Origin of the sequence: Roseivivax marinus, from assembly GCF_900109705.1 — a bacterium.
GTDB lineage: Bacteria > Pseudomonadota > Alphaproteobacteria > Rhodobacterales > Rhodobacteraceae > Roseivivax > Roseivivax marinus.
Window position 1 is genome coordinate 44,799 of sequence record NZ_FOAI01000005.1, and the last position, 19,709, is coordinate 64,507.

Annotated in this window: 18 protein-coding genes and 1 pseudogene; 8 read left to right on the top strand and 11 right to left on the bottom strand. The window is 69.9% G+C overall.

Features of this window, described 5'->3' with window-relative positions:
• Nucleotides 1-42 precede the first annotated feature (42 nt).
• The 3 genes from BMX29_RS07740 to BMX29_RS07750 are packed head-to-tail and all read left to right on the top strand — an operon-like array spanning nt 43 to nt 2,284.
• Nucleotides 43-1,062: a hypothetical protein gene (locus BMX29_RS07740; protein WP_092811709.1), complete on the top strand. Its 1,020-nt coding sequence runs from the start codon at nt 43-45 to the stop codon at nt 1,060-1,062.
• The gene (locus tag BMX29_RS07745; protein ID WP_092811711.1) at nt 1,059-2,006 is read left to right on the top strand and encodes a prenyltransferase/squalene oxidase repeat-containing protein; all 948 of its coding nucleotides are present in this window, start codon (nt 1,059-1,061) and stop codon (nt 2,004-2,006) included. Before BMX29_RS07740 ends, BMX29_RS07745 begins: the two co-directional genes overlap by 4 nt.
• Entirely contained in the window at nt 2,003-2,284 is a 282-nt protein-coding gene (locus BMX29_RS07750) for a hypothetical protein (protein ID WP_092811713.1), read from the top strand. The genes BMX29_RS07745 and BMX29_RS07750 overlap by 4 nt, the downstream gene beginning before the upstream one ends.
• Here BMX29_RS07750 and BMX29_RS07755 read toward each other — a convergent pair.
• A complete protein-coding gene (locus BMX29_RS07755) occupies nt 2,278-3,048 on the bottom strand; it encodes a protein kinase family protein (RefSeq protein ID WP_092811715.1) in 771 nt (256 codons plus the stop codon). The two genes, BMX29_RS07750 and BMX29_RS07755, sit on opposite strands and share 7 nt — an antisense overlap.
• A 41-nt stretch (nt 3,049-3,089) precedes the next feature.
• Here BMX29_RS07755 and BMX29_RS07760 point away from each other — a divergent pair, with 41 nt between their 5' ends.
• Nucleotides 3,090-3,836 carry a phytanoyl-CoA dioxygenase family protein gene (locus tag BMX29_RS07760; RefSeq protein ID WP_092811717.1) on the top strand — a complete coding sequence of 249 codons (747 nt, stop codon included), beginning with the start codon at nt 3,090-3,092 and terminating at the stop codon, nt 3,834-3,836.
• Nucleotides 3,837-3,884: 48 nt separating this feature from the next.
• Here the strand turns inward: BMX29_RS07760 and BMX29_RS07765 are convergent, their stop codons facing one another.
• The 10 genes and pseudogenes from BMX29_RS07765 to BMX29_RS07815 all read right to left on the bottom strand — a co-directional run bounded on the left by BMX29_RS07765 (nt 3,885) and on the right by BMX29_RS07815 (nt 13,834).
• On the bottom strand, nt 3,885-5,471 hold the full coding sequence (locus BMX29_RS07765; RefSeq protein ID WP_092811719.1) for a glycosyltransferase family protein: 1,587 nt from the start codon (nt 5,469-5,471) through the stop codon (nt 3,885-3,887).
• Nucleotides 5,472-5,474: 3 nt separating this feature from the next.
• Nucleotides 5,475-6,395, bottom strand: a complete 921-nt coding sequence (locus BMX29_RS07770; RefSeq protein WP_092811721.1) for a hypothetical protein — start codon at nt 6,393-6,395, stop codon at nt 5,475-5,477.
• Nucleotides 6,392-7,123, bottom strand: coding sequence for a class I SAM-dependent methyltransferase (locus tag BMX29_RS07775; RefSeq protein ID WP_092811723.1), 732 nt, complete (start codon nt 7,121-7,123; stop codon nt 6,392-6,394). The genes BMX29_RS07770 and BMX29_RS07775 overlap by 4 nt, the downstream gene beginning before the upstream one ends.
• Entirely contained in the window at nt 7,113-7,454 is a 342-nt protein-coding gene (locus tag BMX29_RS07780; RefSeq protein ID WP_092811726.1) for a hypothetical protein, read from the bottom strand. Before BMX29_RS07780 ends, BMX29_RS07775 begins: the two co-directional genes overlap by 11 nt.
• 172 nt (nt 7,455-7,626) lie before the next feature.
• A pseudogene (locus BMX29_RS19875) lies at nt 7,627-7,875 on the bottom strand (glycosyltransferase); the annotation flags it as partial.
• A gap of 247 nt (nt 7,876-8,122) precedes the next feature.
• Nucleotides 8,123-10,000 carry a bifunctional sugar phosphate isomerase/epimerase/4-hydroxyphenylpyruvate dioxygenase family protein gene (locus BMX29_RS07790; RefSeq protein WP_092811728.1) on the bottom strand — a complete coding sequence of 626 codons (1,878 nt, stop codon included), beginning with the start codon at nt 9,998-10,000 and terminating at the stop codon, nt 8,123-8,125.
• 1 nt (nt 10,001) lies between these two features.
• Nucleotides 10,002-11,276, bottom strand: a complete 1,275-nt coding sequence (locus tag BMX29_RS07795) for a TRAP transporter large permease (protein ID WP_043841740.1) — start codon at nt 11,274-11,276, stop codon at nt 10,002-10,004.
• Entirely contained in the window at nt 11,273-11,797 is a 525-nt protein-coding gene (locus BMX29_RS07800) for a TRAP transporter small permease (protein WP_043841738.1), read from the bottom strand. Before BMX29_RS07800 ends, BMX29_RS07795 begins: the two co-directional genes overlap by 4 nt.
• A 124-nt stretch (nt 11,798-11,921) precedes the next feature.
• Nucleotides 11,922-12,932 carry a DctP family TRAP transporter solute-binding subunit gene (locus BMX29_RS07810; protein WP_092811730.1) on the bottom strand — a complete coding sequence of 337 codons (1,011 nt, stop codon included), beginning with the start codon at nt 12,930-12,932 and terminating at the stop codon, nt 11,922-11,924.
• Nucleotides 12,933-12,955: 23 nt separating this feature from the next.
• Nucleotides 12,956-13,834, bottom strand: a complete 879-nt coding sequence (locus tag BMX29_RS07815; protein ID WP_244889187.1) for a shikimate dehydrogenase — start codon at nt 13,832-13,834, stop codon at nt 12,956-12,958.
• Between the two features lie 118 nt (nt 13,835-13,952).
• On the opposite strand from BMX29_RS07815, the gene BMX29_RS07820 reads away from it, so the two are divergent.
• The 4 genes from BMX29_RS07820 (at nt 13,953) to BMX29_RS07835 (ending at nt 19,517) form a co-directional block, all read left to right on the top strand.
• Nucleotides 13,953-14,600 carry a TetR/AcrR family transcriptional regulator gene (locus BMX29_RS07820; RefSeq protein WP_092811734.1) on the top strand — a complete coding sequence of 216 codons (648 nt, stop codon included), beginning with the start codon at nt 13,953-13,955 and terminating at the stop codon, nt 14,598-14,600.
• 527 nt (nt 14,601-15,127) lie between these two features.
• On the top strand, nt 15,128-15,748 hold the full coding sequence (locus tag BMX29_RS07825) for an alginate O-acetyltransferase AlgF (RefSeq protein ID WP_175471156.1): 621 nt from the start codon (nt 15,128-15,130) through the stop codon (nt 15,746-15,748).
• 38 nt (nt 15,749-15,786) lie between these two features.
• Nucleotides 15,787-18,516: an SEL1-like repeat protein gene (locus BMX29_RS07830; protein ID WP_139196960.1), complete on the top strand. Its 2,730-nt coding sequence runs from the start codon at nt 15,787-15,789 to the stop codon at nt 18,514-18,516.
• On the top strand, nt 18,513-19,517 hold the full coding sequence (locus BMX29_RS07835; protein ID WP_092811740.1) for an alginate lyase family protein: 1,005 nt from the start codon (nt 18,513-18,515) through the stop codon (nt 19,515-19,517). The genes BMX29_RS07830 and BMX29_RS07835 overlap by 4 nt, the downstream gene beginning before the upstream one ends.
• Nucleotides 19,518-19,709: the final 192 nt, after the last annotated feature.

The window sequence follows — 19,709 nt, forward strand, 5'->3', positions numbered from 1 at the left end:
GCCCGAACCTGCCCCAGACACCCAGCCATCACGGAGACCGGCATGGGAATTCAACGACCGCCGCATGCGCCGTCCCACACCAAGACCCTCCGCCACTGCGGCCCGAGCGATACCCTCGTCCGGGCCGCTCTGGCGGTGGCGGGCCTGCCCCCGGATACACTCACGGACATCTGCGCCGGGGCAGGCCTGGTGGACCCCGCGCACGGCACCATGCGCCCACCCGATCCGGAGCGGAGCAGACTCAACCGCTCCGGCGCCCCCGTGCAGGTCTGTCTCTCCCGCCGCACGGGGGCGGACGCGCCGGAGGTGCGCATTCTGCTCGATCCGTTCTTCGACCACGCGCCGGAAGAGCGCCACCGCCGCAGTCTCGCGCTGGCCGATGCGCTGGTGCGCGGGCTCGGCTGGCGGGACGCGGTCGGCTGGTGTGCGCCCCTCGTGCCGCAGCCGCTGGTCGGCGCGCTCTGGATCGGTGGGCGGCTGTCGCGCGGGACAGCGCCCTTCGCGGACGGCGTGGCGCTCTACCTCAACGCCGAGGCAATGGCCGAAACCGGCGCTCCGGTCTGGCCCGAGATGATCGGGGCGCTGGACTGCCTGCTGCCGCCGAGCGCGGATCGCGCGGCGCTCCTGCGGCGTCTCACGGGGCTGGCGCGCTGCGTATCGCTGGCGCTCGAGGTCGCGCCCGCGCCGCATCCCCCGCGGGTCAAGCTCTATCTCCGTGCGCCGGCCGACACCGCCACCCGGCTTGCCGACCTCTTGGCGCCGGGGCAGGCCGAACCGGCCCTGGCGATCCTGCAAGCGCGGGCGGCCTGGCCGGCGTCGGGACTGACGCTGGGTCTGTCCTTCGCGTCCGGATCGGGCGAACCGGACGGGCTCAAGCTCGACGTTTGCCTCTGCCCGGACTGCCGCCGCGTCGCGGGCGTGTCTCCGGGGTTGGACGAGCGTCTGCGCGCCCAAATCCCGGGCGCCGCGCCGGTCCTTGATGCCGGCCGCCTCGCGCTTCTGGGCACAGGCATGGGCGGCAAGGGACAGCGGCTGAACATCTACGTGGAACCCGCGACATGATGGGCCGGGTTGCGCCTTCGCCGAACTGGTCCGAGGCCTGGGGCGGTTTCGACGCCGCGGTGGCCGGTGCCGTGAACTTCCTCGCCGGCGCGCAGGACGCGGACGGCGCGTGGCGGGACTTTCGCCTGCCGGTGGGACGTGCGGAGGCGTGGACCACGGCGCTGGTGGGGCGCGTGCTTTCGGGAACCGGCCAGCCCGACGCGGACCCCCTCGCGCACCGCGCGGCGACCTGGTTGACCCGCACCGCCCCGGCGGGCCGGTGGGGATACAACGCCGAGGTGCCACCTGACGCCGACAGCACCGCATGGGCGGCGCTGCTGCTCGACCGTGTCAGGCTGGACCAGAACACGACAATCGCCGACCTGTGCTTCGTTGCGTCTCACCGCATTCCGGAGGGCGGCTTCGCCACCTACAGGGCCGCCGATGGTTGGGGCGAGGCCCATGCCTGCGTCACGCCAGTGGCCCTGATGGCCACGGAGACGCGTCTCGGCTTGGATCCGGGCGCGCGGTCGTGGCTCGCGGCCTGCCGCGACGCCGATGGTGCGGTCCGCGGCCACTGGTGGACGTCTGCCTTCTATCCCACGCTGATGGCCCGGACCGTCCTGGGTCCGGTCGCGGGCGGCGATCCGTTCCGTTCGCCCGCGCTGTCGCGGATCGGCAGCGCCTTCGACCTCGCCTGCGCGACGCTTCTCGCCGCCCTCGACGCGCCCGAGTGCACCGCGACGCGGCGGCTGGCCGCGACGCTCGCCGGGCTGCAACGCCCAGACGGCGGATGGCCCGCGTCGCGCTGCCTGCGGGTCACACCGCACTGGCTGGGCGCCTCTGGCGTGGCGCAGGGCGGCCACGTCCCCGGCGCCGTCTTCGCCGACGACCGGCGCACCGTGTCCACGGTGTTCGCGGCGGCGGCGCTGGCTGTGGTCTCGGGGCAGGGAGCCTGGCCATGATCCTCGACCGCCCCACGCTGATCTTTCGTGCCACCTGCCCGCGCTGCCGGGTGGCGGCCACGGCGATCCGGGTGCTCACCCTCGGCGGGCTGCGCCTCGGCCCGCTCGATCGGACGAGCGCCGACGCCTTGGCCGAGCGGATGCGCTCGAAGCTGATCCTGCGGTACGGAGACGATCTGCGCACGGGCGTCCGCGCGGCGGTGACGGGCCTCTGCCACGCGGCGCCGCGCTGGATTTTTCTCGCCGGTCTCCTTCTGGTCCTGGGGATCTTTCAGTGACCCGGCCAGAGCGGCAGGAGGTCACGCGCCCCCACCGCGCCGGCAAGTGCGAGGCGGTAGAATTCGGTGAGGTCGGCATCGGAGGGCGGCTCCGGCGTACGCGAGAAAGGAGCGGCCCCGACATCGGCCTCCCGCACGAACTGCGCGGGATCGGCGATGAACGGATGCCGCCCCGACAGGACCATCGCGGCAAGGCACACGAAGGCCCGCACGTCCTCGGCGGGGCCGGTCGCCACGCGGTCGTAGAACAGCCCCGCGCGCGCCAGCGGTGGCGGCGCGTCCCCCGCACGATCGAAATCGATCAGCCAGACATCCGCGCCCACCAGCACGTTGCCGAAGGACAGGTCGTTATGTGCGAGCGCCTTCTCGTGCAGAGCCGCCAGCCCGGCAAGAAGCCTGCCGAGAACCTCCAGCCGCACCGCGCGGTCCGGCCCGGTCTCGACCCATTCACCGAGGGGCCGACCGTGGGCGCGTGGCATCAACAGCCCGGGCACCGTATCGCCCGCGTCCTCGATCGTCACGGCGCCAATGGCCGGGGCCAGCCGCAGCCGACCGGCGCGCGCGTCGGAAAAGAGAAGGCCCGATCGGGCGGCGCGGCGCATGGCATCGGCCACGTCGCGCGGATGGGCCCGGAACCCGCGATAGACCTTCAGGGCAAGGTCCCGCGCGCCGGCCGAGACTACGAAGACCTCGCCCAGCCGCCCACGGCCGATCCGGTCGCCGACCCGGACGGGATTGCCCTCGAACCGGTCCGTCACCTGCATGGCGGTCCCCTGATCCTGCCCCGACGCCAGGAGGCATTCCGATGCTAGACACGATACGCCCATCCCGCCCCACGGCCCAAGAGCTTACCGCCGCTCTCGCCAGAGAGGGCTTCGCGACCACGCCGCTTCTCGGGCCCGGGGAGGCGACGACGCTCCGTGCCTGCTGCGGTGCTGCGATGACGGGCGCGGCGTCGGGCTTTTTCACCAGTGTTCTGCAGCCGCCCGACCTCCGCCGCCGCGCGCACGAGGCGATCCGCGCCGTTCTCGCACCGGCGCTGGCCCCGCTGTTCGGCGAGGCGCGGATCGTGCTGGCGAGCGTCGTGGCCCGGAGCCCCGGAAGCGACCGGCACGATCTGCCGCTGCACCAGGACTGGTCCTTCGTGGACGAGGCGCGGGCCCGCAGCATCAGCGTCTGGGTGCCCCTGCAGGACGTATCGTCCGGCAACGGATGCATGCAGGTCGTGCCGCGCAGCCACCTGCACGACCAGCCGCTCCGGGCCATCGGGAGCGGGTTTCGTTATGCCGGGATCGAGGACGTGCTGCGCCGCGATCACCTTGTCGACGTGCCGCTCGCGGCCGGCGACGCTCTGGTCTTCGACCACCGGCTGATCCACGGCTCGCACGCGAATGCGAGCCCCGATATCCGGATGGCGGTGGGCGCCGTTCTGCTGCCGCGAGACGAGCCGCTGCACCTCGGGGTCGGGCGGGGGCAGGACGTGGTCTTTGCAGACAGGCCCGACGCCTTCCTGCTGGAGGCGGATCTCGCCGCGATCGCAAGAGGGCGGTGATGTCATGGCCGGTCGGGCAAGCCTGCGCTCGAAAGACCCGCGGTGCTTTTACTCCGTCCCGCGCGCGACGGCGTAGAGGCGAAAGGTTTCGTGCCGCTCGATCTCGCGCAGGTGTGTCTCGTCGGGGAGAGTGCCGCCCGGCGTGATGAACCACACGAGCGCGTCGAAGGTCCGGGGCCAGCCGTGGAAGTAATCGTCGTGGATGCCGTTCGGCGCCTCCGATGTCGACGGGGCGCGGCGGGCCCCCTCGGCCAGTTCTTCGGCCGAAAGCGGCCAGGCCTGAGGGCGGTGCAGCGGCTGCGCGCGCTCGGTCACGCCAACGGGCGATGTGTTGGTAAAGAGGTTGGCCAGGTAGCCGTCGGCCTCGATCACCGCGAAGGCCGGCGCGTGGTTCATCCTGTAGACGAAGGGCGTCACCTCGTCGGCGCCGACCAGCACACGGGCACCCTCGGGCAGGACCGAGACCGCGGCGCGGACCTCGGACTGCGCGCGGTCGAGGAAGGACATACGCTCGTGCACCACGACCTGCTGCACCGCCAGAAGCCCGATCAGAACGGCGCCGAGCGGCAGCGCCCGTGCGCGCCCCGCCGGAGTCAGCGTCGCCCCCGCCAGCAGGATCGCCGCCGGGATCGCGCCGAAGCGGATGTGCAGGAACGAGATCCCCGAGAATGCCGCCGGTACCACGAGGACAAGCGCCACGCTGGCCCAGAAGACCGGGCGCAGCGCCGGGGTCAGAGTGAGCCAGCCGCGGCGGAACGCCACAAGCAGTGTCAGGTAGCACCCCGCGAGAACCAAGACCGCGGCAATGCCGTTGTCGAAGTCGAACGGTGCGACCAACGCCTGGCCGCGGCTTGCGAGGCCACCGAACCCCGAGATCTCGGTCTCCAGCCCCGACAGGCGGTCGCGCAGGCTGGCCGCGAAGAGGGCCAGCGGCAGGATCGTGGTCAGGCCGTCGCGCAAAACCAGTCCGCGCAGGAAGGCCGTGAGGCGGCCCCGTTCTCCGGCGGCGAAGCGGCCGATCTCGTAGGCCAGCATGAGGTAGCCGAAGAGCAGGAAGCCCAGCACGTGGCTGAAGAAGAGGACCGGCATCAGCAGGACGAAGAGCGCCGTGCGTGGCCAGCCCGGACGCATCCGCACCCAGAGTGCGAAAAGACACAGAGCGAGGCCCACGGTGAACACGAAATTGATGAAGCCCCAGGCCAGCGGCTTGCCGTAGAGCAGCAGCGCCGAGGCCGCCACCGGCAGGCCCACGCGGCCCGTGGTGACCCGCGACAGCAGCGCCACGCCCAGCGGCAGCATCGCCACGGCGAGGACGTTGAACAGGGCCCCCGCGGTGTAGGGATCGGTCAGCGCCATGAGCGGGCGCATGAACAGGTCCATCGCGAGATCGGGGTAGATGCCCCAGTCCACCACGAAATTCTCCCGAAGCGCATCCGACGCGGCGAGCCGGTGCTCGATCCAGACCCGGGCGAGGTGGTTGGGATAGTCGCCCGAGATGCCCAGCGGGTAGAGGAGCATGGGCAGGAGCGCGACAGCCAGAACGAGCCCGATCACGAGCGGTCGCGCTCGGGTCAGCGCCGGGGCCGCCGGCAGGGGGCCGCGCGCGGTGCGGCAGGACGTGTCGAGAGAACTCATGCGTTATCCTCCGTTCCGGACGGTGGCGCCCGGCAGGGTCGCGACGCTGGCCGCGAGCGCGAACCACAGATCGCCCAGCGTGGTGACGAGACGGGCCAGTAGCGCCAGCGCCACCGCCGCCGGAACCGGGATCACGGCGGCGGCCAAGTGCACGAAGGCGGCTTCCCGGACGCCAAGGCCGCCGGGCGCTCCGGGCACCACGAAGCCGAGGATCCAGCTGGCGAGGTAGGCGGCGGCAATGGCGGACAGCTCCGCCGGTCCGGCGGCGGTCAGCGCGGGGGCGAGCGCGGCGATCAGCGCTGCGCTGCCGACGAAGAAGGCAAGGTCCAGCGCCGCCATCGCGGCGAGCGCCCTGAGCGCGAGGCCACGGTGGCGTGCGAGACCGGCTGCCACCAGCGCTGCGATGACAAGCGCGAGAAGGCCGAACGCTAGAAGCCGCGGAGGCATCGAGTGGGACAGGCGGACCGCAGCCGCGAGCGGGGAGGCATAGCCGGACAGCATCAGGGCCGATAGCGCGGCACAGGCGGCCATCAGCGGCATCGCGGCCACTTCGAGCGCGGAGGCGAGGAAGGTGGCTCGGTGGCTCCAGCCGGCCTCGCGCGCCATCACCTGGCGTCCGCCGAAGTGAAAGACGTTTCCGGGCAGGTGCTTGAGGATATTGCAGCGGGCGTAGACCAGCACCGCAGCGCCGGAGACCAGCGGGGCGTCCGCGCGCTCGCGAAGGGCGCAGCTCCAGGCCGCGGCGGGCAGGGTCAGGAGGGCGGCATAGACGATGGAGGCCGCGACTGCGCCGGCCAGCAGGCCCGGGGTCGCCGCGAGGCGCAGCGCCTCGGGGCCAAAGCGCCAGAGCTCCCGCGCCAGCAGCGCCAGCGACAGCACCACCAGGGCGGCGCCGGCGCGGCGGAGCCAACGCCGGGCGATCATCCGTCGGACAGGGCCTGCGCGCAGGCGGTCCGGCGCAGCAGCGCGGTGCCGTCGCGGTAGGGCAGGCAGGGTTTGAGGCCGCGCAGCTCGGTGACCTCGAGGCCCGAGGCCGCGATGGCGGGGCGATAGCGCGCGCGGTGCGGATCGTCGAACACGACGATGCCGCCGGGCGCGAGACGGGACCGGGCGTGCTCGAGGCACGCGGCGCGGGCCCGACCGTCGACCACGATCACGTCGAACTGACCGGGGACCGCGTCGATGGCCCGCACGTAGTCCGAGAAGTCCTTGTCGGCATAGCCGCGTCGGCCCGACGGCGCGGTGCAGGGACCGGCGCCGCGCGTGGTGGGGGCGACCGCGTGCAGTGTCGCGTTCGACACGTGGGCAAGCTGGCCCCGCATGACCTCGGCCCAGCCCAGGTCATGCTCGACCGAGTGGACCTCGGCCGCGCGTCGCGCCAGCCACAGCGTGCTGGCGCCGCTGCCGTATTCGAAGACACGTGCGTCGGGGCGGTCGGCGAGATGCGCAGCGACCGCATCCTGCGCGGCGAAGCTCCACCAGCAGAGGTCGAGCGCGACGAGGCCGTCGACCCGGTAGATCTCGAACAAGGTCCGCAGCCAGAGCGGGGTGCGGTGGGTCCGGCCGCGCGCCTCGAGCCAGTCGAGCGCACCGAGCGTGTCGGCGAGCGGGCGGGCGAAGTGGACCGTGGAGGTGTAGGCGTTAGCGAGCATGGGCGGTGGCCTCCTCTGGGCCGTCGATCACGGCGCGGCGGTCGTCGAGCACGTAATGCCCGCCCTGGCCGCCCTTGGAGACCACGATCAACTCGCCCACCAAACCGACACCGATGAACTGGAGTCCCGCGAGCGAGGCCATGATGCTGAAGAGAAGGAGCGGCCGGTCTCCGATCGGACCCATGCCGAGGAACCACAGTGCCGTCATGTAGATCAGCCCCAGCGCGCCGAGCGCGCCGATGGCGAGGCCGATGCCGCCGAGGAAGTGCAGCGGACGCGAGCGATAGCGCGTCAGAAGCAGCACCGTCAGCAGGTCGAGCAGACCGCGCATCAGTCGGCCCGAGCCGAACTTGGAATGGCCGAAGCGCCGCGGCTCGTGCTTTGATCGGCAGTTCGGTGATCCGGAACCCGGCGCTGTGCAGCAGTGCGGGCGTGAAGCGGTGCAGGTCGCCGCGCGCCTCGCCGAGGCCCGCGGACAGTGCCGCGGCCTTGCCGAAGTTGCGCCGGAAGGTGATGAGCCGCACCGGCGGGCAACGCCGCGCCAGCTCGGCGGCGACCTCTCCGCTGCCATCGGTGCTGCCGTCGTCCACCAGGACGATCTCGAAGCTTTCGCCGGCGTCGTGCAGCACGGTCGAGACGCGGTCGACCAGCGTCGGCAGCGTGTCGCGTTCGTTCAGGAAGGGGACCACGACGCTCACGAGCCGCGGCGTGGCCTCTCCGCGCAAGAGGCGCGGTGCGAACCCGGCGTTCATCGGTCTGCCCCCGCGAGGGGCGGGAAGACATTGGCGCGGTCGATCATCAGCTGTCCCCGTCTACTGTCGAAATCCACGTACGACTTGGTCGTCGTTTCCGATTTCTTTCGTATTCAGGAATGAGGGCCGCTTTGTGTCCCGTGTTCGGTGCTTGTGCGACCACTCTGCGCCGATTTTCGGAGCCGCAGCCGACCCGCCGCGGGCGTGGCGTTCGCGCCGGACGTTCCCGCAGACCGCGGCCGGTTCCTTAGCGCGCGGGCATCCCCTTGGTGCGCGCCAGACGCTTCTGCGCGGCAATGCGGAACGGCGCGTTCGGGGCGCCGTAGCCGCGATAGCCGGGCTCGCGCTGGACCACCTCGATGAAGATACCGCCGGGCAGGGCGCGCGAGTAGAACTGGAAGAACCCCGCCGCGCCGTCGTGGTCGTAAAGGATGTTCGCCGCGCGCATCCGCTCGATCACCGCGTCGGGCAGGTCCACGCGCGCCGCGAGGTCGGCATAGTAATTGCCCGGGATCGGCAGCGGTTCGAAGCCCCGCGCGGCGCAGGCCTCGGCGGTGGCGAAGATGTCGTCGGTGGCCAGCGCCACGTGCTGCACCGAGGCGCCGAAGGTGTCGGCGAGGAACCTTCCCGCGAGGGTGCGGTGGGTCTCGGCCCCGTTCAGGGTGACCCGCAGGCCGGTGCCGGTGCGGCTCTCGACCGCCTGGCTGCGCACCACGCCGTCGGGGTCGATCACGTCCACCATGGGCGATTTGGTCATGTCAAAGAGCGACAGGTAGAACAGTGTCCAGCCGAGCATCTCGTCGTAGGACATGGTCTGCGCGATATGGTCCACGTGCGTCATGCCGGCACCGCGGTCGCCGCTGTCCTCGGGGACGAACTCGCGCTCCCAGACGGTCGAGAGGCCCTCGTCGAGCAGGTGCATCACCGAACCCGACAGGCCGCGGATCGCGGGGATCGCCATCTCTCCGGGTCCGAGCGGCTGCGAGAACGGCTCGAGCCGCAAGCCCTCGGCGCGTGTCACCGCGTCGGCGGCGGAGCCCACCGACAGGCCGATGTCGCACACGCATGTGCCGCGGGCGTTCCAGCTGGTGGCGGCGTGGCCCTCTTCCTCGCGGTTCACGATCAGGCGGATGTCGCCCTGGGTCCAGAGGTCCACGGCCTTGTTGCGGTGCCGCGCGCTGCGCGTGAAGCCCAGCGATGCGAAGGCGCCGGCAAGGGTGTCGGCTTCCTCGCCCCGGCTCGCGAACTCGGCGAAGGCGATGCCGCCGGTCTCGACGCGGGCGGGCAGGCGGGGGGCGCCGGTGTCGGGCTCGGCGCGGCGCACGTCGTCGAGCAGGACCACGAGGCTGCGATAGCCGTCCGCCGCGATCCGCGCGGGGTCGCCTCCGCGGAACTGGTCGTTGAAGATCTCGAGACTGATCGGCCCGGCATAGCCCGTCGCGCGGACCGCCTGCATGAAGCGCTTCACCTCGAGGTCGCCCTCGCCCGGCATGTTGCGGAAGTGGCGCGACCAGTAGAGCAGGTCCATGTCGATCTTCGGCGCGTCGGCAAGCTGCACGAAGAACACCTTGTCGCCGGGAATGGAGCGGATCGTCTCGGGGTCGATGCCGCGGCCCAGCGTGTGGAAGCTGTCGAGGATCAGCCCGATATTGGGATGGTCGGCGCGGCGCACGATCTCCCACGCGTCGCGGTGGTCGTCCACGTGCCGGCCCCAGGCCAGCGCCTCGTACCCGACCTTGAGGCCGCGCTCCCGCGCGATCTCGCCCAGCTCGGAGAGGTCGTCGGCCGCCCGGTCGATGCCGCCGAGCGAGCGGGGATGCACCGAGGAGCAGATCAGCATCATGTCGGTGCCGAGCTCGGCCATGGTGTCGAACTTGTGCTTCGCGCGGTCGAAGGCCTTGGTCCGGTAGGGCTCGGGCAGGCATTCGAAGTCTCGGAACGGCTGGAACAGCGTGATCTCCAGCCCGTGGTCGCGGATCATCCGGCCGACCTCGCGCGGGCCGCCGTCATGGGTGACGAAGTCCTGCTCGAAGATCTCGATTCCGTCGAAGCCCGCTGCGGCGATCGCGTCGAGCTTCTCGGTCAGGGTTCCGGCGATGGAGACGGTGGCGATGGAGGTTTTCATCTCAGAATCCCAGCACGGTCGGTAGGAAGGTCACGAGGCCCGGCACGAAGGTCAGGATCAGCAGGACCAGCACCTCGACCGCGAAGAACGGCATGATCGACCGCACCAGCCGCGCCATGCCGACCTGCGCCACGCCCTCGGCCACGAAGAGGCACAGCCCGAGCGGCGGCGTTATGAGACCGATCATCAGGTTGAAGATGACGATGATCCCGAAATGCACCGGGTCGACGCCCATCGACACCGCGATCGGGTGCATGATCGGCACGAGGACCAGCATCGCGGCGATCCCCTCGAGGACGAGGCCCACGGCAAGGAACAGAAGTATCGTGGCGATCAGGAAGGTGAACTTGCTGTCCACGTTCGACAGCACCCAGTCCGTCAGCATGTTGGGCACGCGATTGTAGGTCAGGACCCAGTTGGCCGCGGTGACCGCCGCGATGATGATGAGGATCACCGCGCTGTCGCGCATGGAGCTGGTGAAGATCGACGGCAGCCGGCCGAGCGGGATCGCACGGTAGACCAGCACGCCGAGGATCAGCGCGTAGGCAACGGCGAATGCCGCCGCCTCGGTCGGGGTGACGATGCCCAGCAGGATCGAGCCCACCACGAAGACCGGCATGAAGAGGGGCAGGATGCCACCGAACAGCGCTTCGCGCGCAGGGCGCGCCTCGCTGATGGTCTCGGGGTGCGGGTCGTCGACCTTGACGGTTGCCATGACGTAGGCGGACAGGAACACCGCCAGCAGGACGCCGGGGATGATGCCCGCCAGGAACAGGGCCGGGACCGAAACGCCCGAGACGATCAGCGCGTAGATGATGACGGGGATCGACGGCGGAATGATCGGGCCGATCACCGACGAGGCGGCGGTCAGCGCGGCGGCGAAGCTGCGGTCGTAGCCGTGGCGCTCCATCTCGGGGATGAACACCCGGCCGATTGCCGAGGTGTCGGCCACTGCGGACCCAGACAGGCCCGCGAAGATCACGCTGGCCCAGATGTTCACGAGCGCGAGGCCGGCGCGAAGCTTGCCCACCAGAACGTTGCAGAAGGCGATGATCCGGCCAGTGATGCCGCTCTCGTTCATCACCTCACCCGCGAGGATGAAGAGCGGGATGGCCAGCAGCGGGAACGAGTTCAGTCCCTTGAACATCTCGTTCGCGACGAGTCGCAGCGCGTAGGGCGCCTCGCCCGTGGCCATGAAGAAGGCCAGGGCGGCGATGATCGCGATGGCGATGGGCACACCGGCGACGAGGCCGGCCAGCAGGATGATCCAGGTCATGTGCGTCCCTCCGACAGGCGGTCGATCAGCCGGGCAATGGCGGCAAGCGTCAGGAGCGCGCCGCCGAAGGCGATGGCGAACTGCCAAGGCCCCATGCGGCCTAGCCATTCCAGCGCGGTGATCCCGGTGGCATCTGCCAGCGCGTCGGCCGCCTGCGTCAGTCCGCTGGCGTCGCGGTCGGCCCGGCGCAGGCCGAACACGACCCCCGCCCAGGTCAGCGCGATCCCGGTCACGATCGTCACCCCGTCCGACACCAGCGCGAGACCCGCGCGGACCTTCTCGCTCAGCAGGTCGACGACGACCGCAAAGCGGATGTGGCTGTCGGTCAGGTAGGCCAGCGCGAGGCCGAACATGACTCCGTAGATCGTCAGGTAGATCGGCAGCTCCTCGCCCCACGGGACCGAGCGGCCGACAAGGTAGCGACGCAGCGAGTTGAACAGGATGACGCCGAAGACCAGCGCCATCGAGAGACCGGCGCCGAATGCGCAGATCCGCCGCAGGACGGCCGAGAACGATGACATGAGACCCTCCGGGGGTGCTGGGAGACAGGTGCCGGCGCGCGCATCCCCTTCGGGGATTTGAAGGCGGCGCGCCGACGGGGACGCGGGACCGGCGGAGGAGGAGCCGGTCCCGCGTCTTGCGGGATCAGCCCTCGGACGCGGCCGAGACGGCCTCCTGCAGACGGTCGATCCACTCGGCCTGCTCACCGAGCTCGCCGCGCAGGTACTCGATCACAGCGGGCTGTGCCGCATCGGCGAAAGCCTGGATCTCGCCGGCGGTGGGCGAGTAGACCTGCATGCCCTCTTCCTGCACGAGCTTCACGCCCTCTGCCGTGTTCCACTGCTGGATCGCGCGGCCCATGGTCGAGGCCACGTCGGCGGCCTTCTGGACCACTTCCTGCTGAGCGGGTTCGAGCGACTGGAAGAATTCGTCGGACATGACGAAGAAGTCCGCCGCGTAGACGTGGCCGTCGAGGGTCATGTACTGCTGCAGCTGGTGCAGGCCGTTGTTGTAGATGACGCCGACCGGGTTCTCCTGGCCGTCCACCACGCCGGTCGACAGCGCGTTCGGAAGCTCGGTCCAGGCGATCGGGGTCGGCTCGCCACCCAGGGCCTCGACCATCTCAATGTAGAGCGGGATCGGCTGGACGCGGAACTTCAGGCCCTCCATGTCCGCGGGCGAGGTGATCTCGCGCTCGGAGTTGGTGAAGTTGCGGAAGCCGGTCTCGCCGTAGGCCAGCGTGCGAAGGCCGGTCTCTTCGAGGCAGTGCTCGGCCAGCGCGTCGCCGAATTCGCCGTCGAGGACCTCCCACGCCACGGGCGCCGACGAGAAGGTGTAGGGGATGTCGAGCACGCCCGCCGCGGGGCACGCCTTGGACATCGCGCCCGAGACCAGCGCCATCTGCAGCGTGCCGTCCTGCGCCTGGCCGACGAGTTCGTCCTCGTTGCCGAGTGCGCCCGCCGGGAACAGCTCGACCGTCATGTCGGTCTCGCCCTCGACGATGTTCTTGAAGATCTGCGCGGCCGCGCCTTTCTTGGAGCCGGTCCACTCGTCGGGATCGACGTGGGCGAGGCGGATGGTCTGGGCCTGCGCCGAGGCGGCGAGGCCGAGGGTGATCGCGGTGGTCGCCGCGAGGGTCTTGACGGTGAGACGCATGAGGTTCCTCCCTTTGGTGCGTGTCAGGTCGCGAAGGCGTCGAACGTCGCCTTCATCTCGTCGGGGCAGGCGGGCCTGCCGGTGAACAGCTCGAAGGCGCGCACGGCCTGGAAAACGGCCATGCCGGAACCCGGAAGCACCCGGCAGCCGCGGTCGCGCGCCTCGGCCAGAAGCCGGGTCTCGAGCGGGAAATAGACGATGTCGGCCACCCACTGATCCGGGCCGAGAAGCCCGGTGTCGATCGCGGTGCCGGGCAGTTTGGCCATGCCCATGGGCGTGGCGTTCACAACCCCGTCGGGGCGGTCGGTGTCGAAGAGCCGGGCCGCGTCGCCCACCGCGGCGGCGCGGAAGGTCGGATGGGTCGCCGTCAGCGCGCCGGCCAGCGCGTCGGCACGGCCGGTGTCGCTGTCGAGGATCGACAAGCGGGAGACCCCGCTTTGCGCCAGCGCATGTGCCACCGCCACGCCCGCGCCGCCGGCGCCCAGCAGCAGGACGTGCGAGGTTTCCGCGTCGGGCAGGCCGCGGCGGAAGCTCTCGGCGAAGCCCCAGAGGTCGGTGTTGTGGCCGGTGCGGCGGCCCTCGGCGAACACTACGGTGTTCACGGCGCCCACCGCGCGCGCGTTGTCGGAAAGGGCGTCGAGATGGTCGATCACCTCGATCTTGAAGGGGTAGGTGACGTTCAGCCCGTCGAAGCCGTCGGCCTCTGCCAGGTCAAGAACCGCCGCGAGCGTCAGGCCTGAATTCTCGGGCGCGTCCATGTCCAGAAGCCGGTAGTCGCCCGAGAGGCCCTGACGCTCGGCCTCGGCGACATGCATCGCCGGTGTCCGCGACAGGGTGATTCCCCGGCCGACGAGGCCGGCCAAAAGGCGGCGTGCCTGGATGTCTGTATCGGCGACTCGCACGGGCTCCTCCTCCGTTGCGCTTCCACCCATCAATGGACCACCCGGTTAAATCTGTCAAGAGAATTGAACCGACGGGTTAAATGTGCTTCCTTGCGGGACGACGGAGGGGAGGGCGACGATGGCCGAGACGGAGAAGCGTGGACGGTCCTGGAAGCAGGATCCGGAGGCGGTGCGCGCCGACATCCTCGCCGCCGCCCGCGCCGAGTTCGCCGAGCATGGTCTCTCGGGGGCGCGGGTCGACCGCATCGTGCGCAACACCGCCACGTCGAAGCGCATGGTCTTCTACTATTTCGGGGACAAGGAAGGGCTCTACCGCGCCGTTCTGGAAGAGGCCTATGCCCGCGTGCGCGCGCAGGAAGAAGAGCTCGATCTGGAAGGGCTGGCCCCCGACGCCGCGCTGCGCCGGTTGGTGCGGTTCACCTTCGACCACCACCGCGCCAATCCCGACTTCATCCGCCTCGTGGCGATCGAAAACGTCCACCGGGCACGTCACCTCCTGGAGATTCCGTCGCTGGCCCAGACCAACCGGGCGGTGATCGACAAGCTCGAGCGGATCTGCGCTGCCGGAATTGCCTCGGGTCTCTTCCGGTCCGACGTCTCGGCGTTGCGACTGCACTGGCAGATCAGTGCGCTGTGCTTCTTCAACATCTCGAACCGGGCCACCTTCGGCACGAACTTCGGCAACGCGCTGTTCGAGGATGCGGCCCAGGATACGCTCCGCGACGAGCTGGCCGAGATGATCCTCGGTTCGGTGCGGGCGACCTGACCCTCTCTTTCCCGTGTTCCGGGTTTCTCGGCGTTCGGCCGGCGCATGCCGCTTGGAATTCGAGCATCTGCACTCAATTCGGGCAAATGCCTCCGTTTGCCGAATTGATGTGCGAAACATATTCGAATTGACAGCGATATAGGCGGAATTAGGGCGGATGACGCCGATTGGCGTCTGGCGCCCGTGTTGCCGAAGTGGAAGGCGGGGTTGACACTTGCTATTCCGTGGATGTGTTCCGACAAATCTCTGGAAAAAAAATATATAATTTATCTGGCTGCAACCAGCTTTCGCTTAGGTTGAGTTAATCGTGGCGGAATTGAGCAATTCGCTGCCGACCGGTCGGCAATAAGTCCCCGACGCGCCACGTCAAGACCATGCCGCCCGTCGCGCTGGGACGCGACGCGGTGGTTCTACCAGTATGCCGCGCCGCTCTGGAGCGAAGAGCTCGCCAGCGTGCGCGTGGACCTCGACCGGCCGGCGCGCGACGGCGCCCGGCTCGAACTCTGCACCACCAAGGAGACCCAATCATGATCGCACGCAACGCCGCAGCCGCCACCGCCTTCGCCCTTCTCGCCGGGGTCGCCGCGCCGGCCGCTCTGGCCCAGGACGGCGGTCTCTACCCCGATCCGGGTGCGCCCGACGCGTCGTTCGTGCGGGTCATCGCGCCCGACGCCAATGGCGCCACCATCGACGGCCAGGACGTCGATTTCACCGAAGTGGGCGTGTCGCCCTATGTCGAGGTCTCGCCCGGATCGCTCGTCATCGCGGGCCCCGACGGCGACAGCGAGGTCGAGGTCGGCGCCAACACCCACTACACCTTCGCCGGGGGCACCCTGATCGAGGACGCGGTCAAGGACAGCCCCGCGCAGGCGGATCTGCTGCTCTACAACCTGAGCGACCACGCGTCGGTCGACCTTTACGCGGTCGAAGCAGACACGCTGGCCCTCTCGGGCGTCGGGCAGGGCGCGCATTCGGGCGTGGGCCTCAAGGCGCCGCTGACACTGACCTTCGAAGTACGCGACGGCGACACGACGCTTGCCGCGCTCGAGCCTGTCGATCTGCGCCGCGGCACCGGCACCACGGTGGTGGTCAGCGGCAGCGGCGATGCGGTGACCGCGGGCGCCATGACCAGCACCTACGCCGAATGATCTGTCGCCGGCCCCGCAACTCCAAGAGGAGGTTTCCAATGCACCCGACCCGAGCCTGCGGCCTTGCCGCCCTCGCCTCGGCCGCGTTCGCCCTGTCCGGTCCCCCCGCACAGGCCGAGCCGGTCGCCGTGCGCTTCGCTCCGCCCGAGATCGAGGCCGGCGATGTCTGCGTGGCCCGCGCGCCCAAGCATGTCCTCGCCACGCGTTGGGGGGACTGGTCGGGCACCGCGCTGCCCGACATGCTGATCCCGCTGATCCGCCGCGACCTGCGCCTTCTGGCGCAGATGGACGTGGAGCGTTGGGCCGAGACGATCCGCACCGCAAACGACCTGCTTTTGCGTGATGTCGAAAGCTACGACGAGACCGACCGGATGCTCGACCGCATCGATCTTCTGATCGCGCAGGACGACATCGCCACGCTGCGCGAGGAGGGCCTCGTCGAGACGCTGCTCGAGGTGGCGCCACAGGGCTCGACCAAGGCCAAGCTGATGGCGGCCGAGATGCTGCGCGACGGTGTCGGCGTGGAAGCGGACGCCGACCGCGCCGAGGAATTCCTGCGCGACGCGGCCTTCGCAGGTCATCCCGACGCCATTCTTCAGCTGGTGGCCGAGACGCCCGCGGGCGAGCCGGTGCCGGGTCTCGGCATCGCGCCCGAGGTTGCCGTGCCGCTGGCCTTCGGGGGGATGCTGGGCCGCGTCGATACCCGCGTCTGCGACCGCATCAACCAGATCGCCGATCACTACGAGACCGGCGATATCGTCGCCGCCGATCCCGAGCTCGCGGAAGAATGGTACCGCCTCTCCGCCAGCCTCGGCGGCAGCAACGGCGCATGGTCGGCGGCGCAGATGCACATCGCCGCCAACCGGATCGAGCGTGATCCCGAGGTGATGATGGCGCTGCTCGAACAGGCCGCCGATGCGGGTCTGACCTATGCCATGCTCGAACTGGGCCGGATGTATGCCAATGGCGGTCTCGTCGAACAGGATCTCCAGCGCGCGGAAGCCTTCTACCGGGAGGCCGCGGACCTCGGCGACACGACCGGGCTGACGCGCCTCGTGAACCTCAAGCGCGAAAATTCCGATGGCTCCTACGAGGCCACCGGCGAGATCGTCGCGCTTCTCGAGCGGATGATCGCGCTCGACGAGCCGCCGGCCTGGGCGTTCTCGCGGCTGGGCAACATGTTGCTCGAGCACGAGGGCCGCTGGGCCGGGGAGGCGCGCGCCGAAAAGATGTTCACCACCGCGCTCGAACTCGACCCCTACCAGGTTCCCGCCCGCAGCCGGTTGGCGCAGATCGAGATGCGCGAGGCCCGCACCGAGCAGGAAATCGCGAACGTCACTTCGCGCCTGCGCCGGGTGGTGTCGGCCAACGGCCGCGCCGATCCGATGCAGGATCTTCAGTCGATCTACCTCTGCCGCGCGCCTTTTGCGCCGCGGCTGGACGATTACGCCTACTGGGTCGAGATGGAGGAATTCTCCGGCGACAAGACCGTGGACCTCACGGCCATGGAAACCCGCGCCCAGAGGGCCGATCCTGACCCGCTCGTGGTCGCGCAGCTTCAGACGCAGGCCCTGAACGGGCGGGCGGCATCGCTGGCGAACCTCCTGCGGATCGAAGGCTCCGACGGCACTCTGGACCCCCTTGTGGACCTGGTGTCGGACGAAGGCGGCCGGCCGCGCAATGCCCGCGGCGATGCTGCTCTGAAGCTCGGCGAACGCGAGCGTGCGATCGAGCTTCTGCGCTCCGCCGTCGAGGCGGGCGAGACCGGCGCGCGGCTCGACCTCGCGGTGGTTCTGGAGGAGGACGGGATTGCCTCCGAGGAAGAGCGCGAGGAGATCCTCGATCTCGTCCGCCCGCTGGCCGAGAGAGGCCGCGGCAGCGCGATCGAGACGATCGTGGAGCTCGACGACTCGGTCAGCGCCGACGATGCGTGGGAGACGTACCGCGACGCCATCGACCGCAACGGTGATTTCACGGCCCTAGCCTTCGCATTGACACGGCTGGAGGACCCCGCGCAGGTCGACGACTATCTCGGCCGCATCCAGGCGATCATGCCCTGCTACAGCGGCAACGCCCTGACGCTCGCACGGGCCATGGATACGCTCGACCGCAGCGAGGACGTCCCGCACTGGATCGACGTGGCCGAGGCCTCGGCGCGCACGGGCTGGGAATACGTCTCGACCGCGGACACGCTGCTCGAGCTCGACCAGTCCGAGGCCGCCTATGCCCGTGCGGCAACGCTCTACCGCGAGGGCATCGACCGGGGCTATGCGCTGGCCATGCGCCGGATGCTGAATCTCGGCAAGGAGGGCCGGATCGAACTGGCAGAAGCCGAAACGGTCCAACTCTACTCCCGCATGATCTCGGCCTCGCCGCCCGAGAACATCCCCTCGGTGCTGACCATGGTCAGCTTCGCGCCCGACGAGGTGCGTGAAAAGGTCGAGGCGAATATCGACCGTCGCGCGCTGCTCCGGGCCTCCGCGGAGGGCGGCAACGCCGAGGCGCAACTCGAACTGGCGATGCTGGTGCAGGACGAGGCCGAAACGGCGGCCGACCTGAACCGCTACGCCGACCTCCTCGCCGCCTCGGCGGGGCAGGGCAACGACGCGGCGATGTTGCGCCTCTCGCAGGCCTACACGTACGGTCTCGGGGTGGAGCGCTCGCTCGAGCGCGCAGACCTGTGGCTCGCCCGCGCAGCGGAGGCCGGAAACGAAGAGGCCGTCCGCACCACCAGAATGCTCGAAACGGCAAAGGAGCCGACGCAGTGAAACTCTTTCCCTCTCTCCCGCTCGCCCTCGCCATGGCGGCGCTGACGCCCACGCTCGCCGCCGCACAGGACGACGGTGCCGAGACCTGCATCGCTGTCCCCGATCCCGTGGTGTCGCTGTCCTACGGCAGCCGCTACACCGACGAGAGCGAGGACCGGTCCGACTTCGACGAGGATTCCAACGCCGCGGTGAACGAGGCGCTCGGCCCGATCGACGACTTCATCCAGGAGCTTGCGTCGAAGGCGAACGAGGCGGTGCGCGGCGATCAGGCCGCCGCCGACTGCGTGACCGACGCGATCCTGCAATGGGCCGAAGCCGACGCCCTGAGCGAGCTCGAGACCATGAACGCCCGGATCTCCAGCCCCGCGCGGATCGCCGGCATCGCCATGGCCTACCTGCAGGTGAAACAGGCTGCGGACCTCGACCCCGACGCGGCCGAGACGATCGACAGCTGGCTCGTCGCCCGGGCCCGCGCCGCGGCGGACTACTTCGACCGCGATGCCCCTCCGGGATCGAGCCGCAACAACCTGCGCGCCTGGGCCGGCCTCGCTGCGGCTTCGGTCGGTGAGGCCGCGGACGACGACTACCTCAAGTCCTGGGCTGCCCACACCACGGCGGTGATCGCCTGCCAGGCGGACGAGGACGGCGCGCTGCCGCTCGAGATGGCCCGCGGGCCGCGGGCGCTGCACTACCAGCTTCACGCGGTCGCGCCGCTGGTGGTCAGCGCCGCTCTTCTGGACGATGACGGCTACAGCCTCTTCGACAATTGCGACGGCGGCATCCACCGCGTGGTCGAGTTCATCCCCCGCGCCTTCGAGAACCCCGAGCTGGTGACCGAGAAGGCGGGCGAGGATCAGACCTATTTCGCCGGCGACGACGAGCTGGCCTGGGCCGATGCCTACCTGTCGCTTTTCGAGGCGCCCGATCTCGAGGCCTTCGTCGAGGAATACCGCCCGCTCGGCAACTCCAAGCTCGGTGGTAGCCAGAGCGCCATCTGGTAAGCTGCAACCGATCCGCCCCGCCGCTTTCTGCGGGGCGGATCACGATTCCCGCGACGCTCGCATCGGGTTCGCCAGCCCGCGACGCACGACGGGTTTTCGGTGACGGCGCGGGTTTCTTGCGTCGCACTGCGCGCCGCGATCGCCCGCTGCCGGAACTCTTCCCCCACGCGCCGTCTCGCTCTGCCGGTGTCG

Excerpts from the sequence above, each read along its gene's own strand:
- BMX29_RS07825 (WP_175471156.1), top strand. The coding sequence starts at position 15,128 with ATGATCGCACGCAACGCCGCAGCCGCCACCGCCTTCGCCCTTCTCGCC.
- BMX29_RS07755 (WP_092811715.1), bottom strand. The coding sequence starts at position 3,048 with ATGCAGGTGACGGACCGGTTCGAGGGCAATCCCGTCCGGGTCGGCGAC.
- BMX29_RS07750 (WP_092811713.1), top strand. The coding sequence starts at position 2,003 with ATGATCCTCGACCGCCCCACGCTGATCTTTCGTGCCACCTGCCCGCGC.
- BMX29_RS07820 (WP_092811734.1), top strand. The coding sequence starts at position 13,953 with ATGGCCGAGACGGAGAAGCGTGGACGGTCCTGGAAGCAGGATCCGGAG.
- BMX29_RS07795 (WP_043841740.1), bottom strand. The coding sequence starts at position 11,276 with ATGACCTGGATCATCCTGCTGGCCGGCCTCGTCGCCGGTGTGCCCATC.
- BMX29_RS07770 (WP_092811721.1), bottom strand. The coding sequence starts at position 6,395 with ATGATCGCCCGGCGTTGGCTCCGCCGCGCCGGCGCCGCCCTGGTGGTG.
- BMX29_RS07810 (WP_092811730.1), bottom strand. The coding sequence starts at position 12,932 with ATGCGTCTCACCGTCAAGACCCTCGCGGCGACCACCGCGATCACCCTC.
- BMX29_RS07740 (WP_092811709.1), top strand. The coding sequence starts at position 43 with ATGGGAATTCAACGACCGCCGCATGCGCCGTCCCACACCAAGACCCTC.
- BMX29_RS07745 (WP_092811711.1), top strand. The coding sequence starts at position 1,059 with ATGATGGGCCGGGTTGCGCCTTCGCCGAACTGGTCCGAGGCCTGGGGC.
- BMX29_RS07790 (WP_092811728.1), bottom strand. The coding sequence starts at position 10,000 with ATGAAAACCTCCATCGCCACCGTCTCCATCGCCGGAACCCTGACCGAG.
- BMX29_RS07780 (WP_092811726.1), bottom strand. The coding sequence starts at position 7,454 with ATGCGCGGTCTGCTCGACCTGCTGACGGTGCTGCTTCTGACGCGCTAT.
- BMX29_RS07760 (WP_092811717.1), top strand. The coding sequence starts at position 3,090 with ATGCTAGACACGATACGCCCATCCCGCCCCACGGCCCAAGAGCTTACC.
- BMX29_RS07765 (WP_092811719.1), bottom strand. The coding sequence starts at position 5,471 with ATGAGTTCTCTCGACACGTCCTGCCGCACCGCGCGCGGCCCCCTGCCG.
- BMX29_RS07775 (WP_092811723.1), bottom strand. The coding sequence starts at position 7,123 with ATGCTCGCTAACGCCTACACCTCCACGGTCCACTTCGCCCGCCCGCTC.
- BMX29_RS07830 (WP_139196960.1), top strand. The coding sequence starts at position 15,787 with ATGCACCCGACCCGAGCCTGCGGCCTTGCCGCCCTCGCCTCGGCCGCG.
- BMX29_RS07800 (WP_043841738.1), bottom strand. The coding sequence starts at position 11,797 with ATGTCATCGTTCTCGGCCGTCCTGCGGCGGATCTGCGCATTCGGCGCC.